The organism is Escherichia sp. AM3 (assembly GCF_032029835.1).
Lineage (GTDB): Bacteria > Pseudomonadota > Gammaproteobacteria > Enterobacterales > Enterobacteriaceae > Escherichia > Escherichia coli.
This window is the reverse complement of sequence record NZ_JAVUPQ010000051.1, coordinates 24,691-30,866: the sequence shown is the minus strand read 5'-3', so window position 1 is coordinate 30,866 and position 6,176 is coordinate 24,691. Positions and strand designations below refer to the sequence as shown.

The following is a 6,176-nucleotide window of genomic DNA, read 5'->3' as shown; positions in this document are numbered from 1 at the left end:
TGATAGAAACAGAAGCCACTGGAGCACCTCAAAAACACCATCATACACTAAATCAGTAAGTTGGCAGCATCACCTAATATTGTTAATAAAAACTTTATTGAGAATATGAAGAAAATATTTAGCCATTGTCCTTATATAAAAGATCCCATTATACGCAGTTATATCCATTCTGATGAAGATAACAAGTTCGATGATTTTATGCGTCAACATCGATTCAGTGAGGTGAATTTCGATACCCAACAGATGATCGATTTTATTAACAGATTTAATACGAATAAATGGCTAATTGATAAAAATAACAATTTTTTTATCCAACTTATCGATCAGGCCTTACGATCAACGGATGATATGATCAAAGCAAATGTTTGGCATCTTTATAAAGAGTGGATTCGTAGTGATGATGTTTCACCTATATTTATAGAAACTGAAGATAATTTAAGAACCTTTAACACGAATGAATTAACACGAAACGATAATATCTTTATCCTGTTCTCCTCAGTCGATGATGGGCCAGTTATGGTGGTAAGCTCCCAGCGCTTACATGATATGTTGAATCCTACAAAAGATACCAATTGGAATTCCACGTATATCTACAAATCCAGACATGAGATGTTGCCTGTTAATCTTACTCAGGAAACACTTTTTAGCTCCAAATCTCATGGTAAATATGCGCTTTTCCCAATTTTTACTGCGAGTTGGCGAGCTCATCGTATAATGAATAAGGGTGTTTAAGTAAAGGAAAACATCACCGTTCCTGGCATCCTGGACGGTGATGCCCCTACGGTTGCCCTCGCCAGCACGGGCATCGGTAAAGCGTAAGGTTCAACATCGTTTTACCACTTCATGCGATTGTTGCGTTTTTGTTGCGTATTAGATCACTTAATTTGCTTTACATCTCCCGTAAACACTTTTCTGCGATACAATGCCTTTACGTTATGTAACGGAGAGTTCGGCATGTCACACCCCGCGTTAACGCAACTGCGTGCGCTGCGCTATTTTAAAGAGATCCCTGCCCTGGATCCGCAACTGCTCGACTGGCTGTTGCTGGAGGATTCCATGACAAAACGTTTTGAACAGCAGGGAAAAACGGTAAGCGTGACGATGATCCGCGAAGGGTTTGTCGAGCAGAATGAAATCCCCGAAGAACTGCCGCTGCTGCCGAAAGAGTCTCGTTACTGGTTACGTGAAATTTTGTTATGTGCCGATGGTGAACCGTGGCTTGCCGGTCGTACCGTCGTTCCTGTGTCAACGTTAAGCGGGCCGGAGCTGGCGTTACAAAAATTGGGTAAAACGCCGTTAGGACGCTATCTGTTCACATCATCGACATTAACCCGGGACTTTATTGAGATAGGCCGTGATGCCGGGCTGTGGGGGCGACGTTCCCGCCTGCGATTAAGCGGTAAACCGCTGTTGCTAACAGAACTGTTTTTACCGGCGTCACCGTTGTACTAAGAGGAAAAAAATATGGAGTGGAGTCTGACGCAGAATAAGCTGCTGGCGTTTCATCGCTTAATGCGTACGGATAAGCCAATTGGCGCGTTACTGCTGCTCTGGCCAACATTATGGGCGTTGTGGGTGGCGACACCGGGCGTTCCCCAGCTCTGGATCCTGGCGGTGTTTGTCGCGGGTGTCTGGCTGATGCGCGCTGCCGGATGTGTGGTGAATGATTATGCTGACCGCAAGTTTGATGGTCATGTTAAGCGCACGGCGAACCGACCACTTCCCAGCGGCGCGGTAACAGAGAAAGAGGCGCGCGCGCTGTTTGTCGTGCTGGTACTGATTTCGTTTTTACTGGTGCTGACGCTGAATACGATGACCATTCTGTTGTCGATTGCCGCGCTAGCGCTGGCGTGGGTGTACCCGTTTATGAAGCGGTATACCCATCTACCGCAAGTGGTGCTGGGCGCGGCGTTTGGCTGGTCGATTCCAATGGCTTTTGCCGCTGTGAGTGAGTCGGTGCCATTGAGTTGCTGGTTAATGTTCCTCGCCAATATTCTCTGGGCGGTGGCTTACGACACGCAGTATGCGATGGTTGACCGCGATGATGATGTGAAGATTGGCATTAAATCCACGGCAATCCTGTTCGGCCAATACGATAAATTGATTATTGGTATTTTGCAGATTGGCGTACTGGCACTGATGGCGATCATCGGTGAGTTAAATGGCTTAGGCTGGGGATATTACTGGTCAATTCTGGTGGCTGGCGCGCTGTTTGTTTATCAACAAAAACTGATTGCCAACCGCGAGCGTGAAGCCTGCTTTAAAGCATTTATGAATAATAACTATGTTGGTCTGGTACTATTTTTAGGGCTGGCAATGAGTTACTGGCATTTCTGATGATGTAAAAAAGCCGGATGATCATCCGGCTTTCTTCTGGGTTGCCTGATGCGCGGCGCTTCTCAGGCCTACACAACACATCGCAATTTATTGAATTTGCAGATTATGGAAGGCCGGATAAGGCGTTTTCGCCGCATCCGGCAATTCTCTCTGATTACCCTTCGCCCTGCGTCGCACTCTCAATCGTCAAACGCACGTCTGATGTAATCAACTCCGCCAGCAACTGATAAACCTTCATCGTTTCTGCCGGTTCGGCATCGCCGCTATCGCTGATATACCCTTCATCACGCAGTGTCAGCACCAGAGAACTGAACACCGCCTTGTCGAAGAACTCCGGCGCGTTGATGCCGTGCAGCACGGAGAGACGTTGCGCGACGGTGCGGCTCTCTTTCTCCAGCGTACCGCGGTTGATCGACGGGTTGGCACTCAACAACCAGAAGGTGATGGCATAACGTTGCAGCGTTTCGCGCGCGCCTGCGGCCAGCAGCTGTAGCGTGCGAGAATGCGCCGGGTTGATATGCAACTCATCATCTTGCAGGGTAATCAGCCCCTGACGTTGCATCTCATTTGCCAGCGCATCAATAACGTCCGGCAACTCGTCGCGATCCCAGCGCAGGAACAGCTCCGCTTTCAGCATTGGGTAAAGCACATTGACGTGCTCCATCAATACGTCGCGGGAGATGTGGCGATGCTGGGTGACGATTGCCGCCATCAGCGAAGGCAGCACCAACATATGCGCAATGTTGTTGCGATAGTAGGTCATCAGCACCGCTTGCTCGCGCGGCAGAATGATGATGTCGCCGATTGTGTCTTTCTCGACTTCAAACTTGTTCATTTGCAGCGCGTGATCGATAAGCTCGCTGGCGCTGGCTGAAGGAACGGTAGAGTCCGTGGAGTAAGGTACGTTGCGCATCAGATCCAGGTAGCAGTTGAGTTGCTCGGTTAACTGCTCGCGGGTGAGTGAGCGCTGACGTGACGCCAGAAGCGCAGTACAGCACAGGTTCATGGCGTTTGCCGCGCCTGCGTTGTTAATGCGTACCATCAGATCGGCAGCAATATTATTGACCGTCGGCGTTAACCATGCCGGACGCACCGCTTCGATGGGATCGATAGATTCACGCCAGTCTGGTACGTGCTGGTTAAGGTAGGTCATCAACGGCATTGGTTCACCGAAGTTGACGTAACCCTGACCGAGATTACGCAGCTTGCTTAAACCGCGCAGCATCTGCGGCAGGCTCTCTTTCTCTTTCGTCGCGCCGCGCAGTTCTTTGGCGTAAGTACCCACTTCCATGACGTGCTCATAACCGATGTAGATCGGAATCAGCGTAATCGGACGCGTGCCGCCACGCAGCATCGCCTGAATGGTCATCGACAGCGTACCGGTTTTCGGATCCAGCAAACGCCCCGTGCGGGAACGACCGCCTTCCACGAAGTACTCGACGGAATAACCACGGCTGAACAGTTCGCCGAGATACTCACGGAAAACGGTGGAATAAAGTTTATTGCCTTTAAAAGTACGGCGAATAAAGAACGCCCCCAGACGGCGGAAAATCGGCCCGGCCGGCCAGAAGTTCAGGTTGATCCCAGCGGCGATATGCGGCGGCACCAGCCCCTGGTGATACAGCACGTAAGAAAGCAGCAGGTAGTCCATGTGGCTGCGGTGGCAAGGCACATATACCAGCTCATGACCGTCGTGGGCCAGCTGGCGAACGCGCTCGGCGTTATGGACGTTGATGCCCTGGTAAAGGCGGTTCCAGGTGAAGCCCAGAATACGGTCAGTCAGGCGAATCATCTCGTAAGAGAAATTCGCCGCAATCTCTTCCATCAGCGCAATCGCGTTCTGCTGCGCTTTTTCATGGGAGATTTTTTTGCTGCGCGCTTCATCTTCTACCGCTTTGGCAATGGCGCGGGAGGCGAGCAGCTTATTAAACAGATCCTGACGAGCAGGCAGACGTGGGCCCACAGCAGCCAGACGTTGACGGGCAAAGTGCATACGCGCCACGCGCGCCAGTTTCTGTGCGATAGTTTTATCCGTGCCGTGTTCATCCGCCATACGGCGCAGCGAAACTGACGGCGAGAAACGCACAAAACTGTCGCGACCGAGCCACAGTACGGCGAAAAATTTCTGTACGCCGTTAAGCATACGCAGCGGCGGGTTTACTTCGCCTTTTTCACGCCCCGGCGCGCGACCAAACATCACCGATACTGGCACCATCTGCACATCCAGATTTGGGTTGCTACGGTGCAAATCGAGATAGTCGTGGAACAGCTTAATAGACTCTTCTTTCGGCGTGTAATAGGTGAATACACGCGGCCCGCCGTGAATGAACACATAGCGCGGCAGTAGCGTGCCGTCGATTTCCAGCGGCTCTAACGGGTCAGGCAAGTCATGAGCCAGACACTGGGCGCGTAACGTCAGCAAATCTGCTTTCGAGTTGTACGGTAAAACGTACATAATTGGACGAGAGGTATCCAGCCCCAGTTCCGGGGCAGGATCTGCCGGAATAGACTTGCTTTTTACCAGGATGCTTAATGGTAAATTCAGTAATTTGTAGTAAATTCGTGGCCAGCCGGACATAAACGATGTAAAGCCTCTGGTTAATAATGCAAATGCGCGGCAAGGATAGCAGAAAGTCATGGGAAATTCTGTGGTATCCGCTCATGTTTCGCGCGGCGTTACGCAAACCCGAATCATCGGATTTAACGGTACACTGATATTGACGCTCATAATGTAAAAAGGTTCTTTCAATGGCCAATAATACCACTGGATTCACCCGAATTATCAAAGCTGCTGGCTATTCCTGGAAAGGTTTACGCGCTGCATGGATCAACGAAGCGGCATTCCGTCAGGAAGGCGTAGCGGTATTGTTGGCGGTGGTCATCGCCTGCTGGCTGGATGTGGACGCAATTACCCGCGTGCTGCTTATCAGCTCCGTGATGCTGGTGATGATTGTGGAAATCCTCAATAGCGCCATCGAAGCAGTGGTTGACCGAATTGGCTCTGAATACCATGAGCTTTCCGGACGCGCTAAAGATATGGGATCCGCCGCGGTGCTGATTGCGATTATCGTCGCCGTGATAACCTGGTGCATCCTGTTATGGTCGCATTTTGGATAACCCTTCCAGATTTCGATAAATCTCTGGTTTATTGTGCAGTTTATGGTTCCAAAATCGCCTTTTGCTGTATATACTCACAGCATAACTGTATATACACCCAGGGGGCGGAATGAAAGCGTTAACGGCCAGGCAACAAGAGGTGTTTGATCTCATCCGTGATCACATCAGCCAGACAGGTATGCCGCCGACGCGTGCGGAAATCGCGCAGCGTTTGGGGTTCCGTTCCCCAAACGCGGCTGAAGAACATCTGAAGGCGCTGGCACGCAAAGGCGTTATTGAAATTGTTTCCGGCGCATCACGCGGGATTCGTCTGTTGCAGGAAGAGGAAGAAGGGTTGCCGCTGGTAGGTCGTGTGGCTGCCGGTGAACCGCTTCTGGCGCAACAGCATATTGAAGGTCATTATCAGGTCGATCCTTCCTTGTTCAAGCCGAATGCTGATTTCCTGCTGCGCGTCAGCGGGATGTCGATGAAAGATATCGGCATTATGGATGGTGACTTGCTGGCAGTGCATAAAACTCAGGATGTACGTAACGGTCAGGTCGTTGTCGCACGTATTGATGACGAAGTTACCGTTAAGCGCCTGAAAAAACAGGGCAATAAAGTCGAACTGTTGCCAGAAAATAGCGAGTTTAAACCAATTGTCGTTGACCTTCGTCAGCAGAGCTTCACCATTGAAGGGCTGGCGGTTGGGGTTATTCGCAACGGCGACTGGCTGTAACATA

The 6,176-nt window shown here is 50.5% G+C and carries 5 protein-coding genes and 1 pseudogene; 5 read left to right on the top strand and 1 reads right to left on the bottom strand.

Translation table 11 applies throughout. The features are described 5' to 3' along the window. Positions 1-75: 75 nt before the first annotated feature. The 3 genes and pseudogenes from RTW80_RS16865 to ubiA form a co-directional block, all read left to right on the top strand. Positions 76-732: pseudogene (locus RTW80_RS16865) on the top strand (SopA family protein); the annotation flags it as partial. A 222-nt stretch (positions 733-954) separates the two neighbouring features. Next, the gene (gene ubiC, locus RTW80_RS16860) at positions 955-1,452 is read left to right on the top strand and encodes a chorismate lyase (protein WP_001295693.1); all 498 of its coding nucleotides are present in this window, start codon (positions 955-957) and stop codon (positions 1,450-1,452) included. A 12-nt stretch (positions 1,453-1,464) separates the two neighbouring features. Continuing rightward, positions 1,465-2,337, top strand: coding sequence for a 4-hydroxybenzoate octaprenyltransferase (ubiA, locus tag RTW80_RS16855; RefSeq protein WP_000455227.1), 873 nt, complete (start codon positions 1,465-1,467; stop codon positions 2,335-2,337). A 154-nt stretch (positions 2,338-2,491) separates the two neighbouring features. Here ubiA and plsB read toward each other — a convergent pair whose 3' ends face one another. Further along, complete coding sequence (gene plsB, locus RTW80_RS16850) at positions 2,492-4,915, bottom strand: glycerol-3-phosphate 1-O-acyltransferase PlsB (protein ID WP_000017354.1); 2,424 nt, start codon at positions 4,913-4,915, stop codon at positions 2,492-2,494. A 170-nt stretch (positions 4,916-5,085) separates the two neighbouring features. Between plsB and dgkA the strand changes: the two genes are divergently transcribed. Together dgkA and lexA are read left to right on the top strand one after the other, a co-directional pair. Beyond that, positions 5,086-5,454, top strand: coding sequence for a diacylglycerol kinase (gene dgkA, locus RTW80_RS16845; RefSeq protein WP_000002907.1), 369 nt, complete (start codon positions 5,086-5,088; stop codon positions 5,452-5,454). A 109-nt stretch (positions 5,455-5,563) separates the two neighbouring features. Continuing rightward, entirely contained in the window at positions 5,564-6,172 is a 609-nt protein-coding gene (gene lexA, locus RTW80_RS16840; protein WP_000646078.1) for a transcriptional repressor LexA, read from the top strand. Positions 6,173-6,176 lie beyond the last annotated feature (4 nt).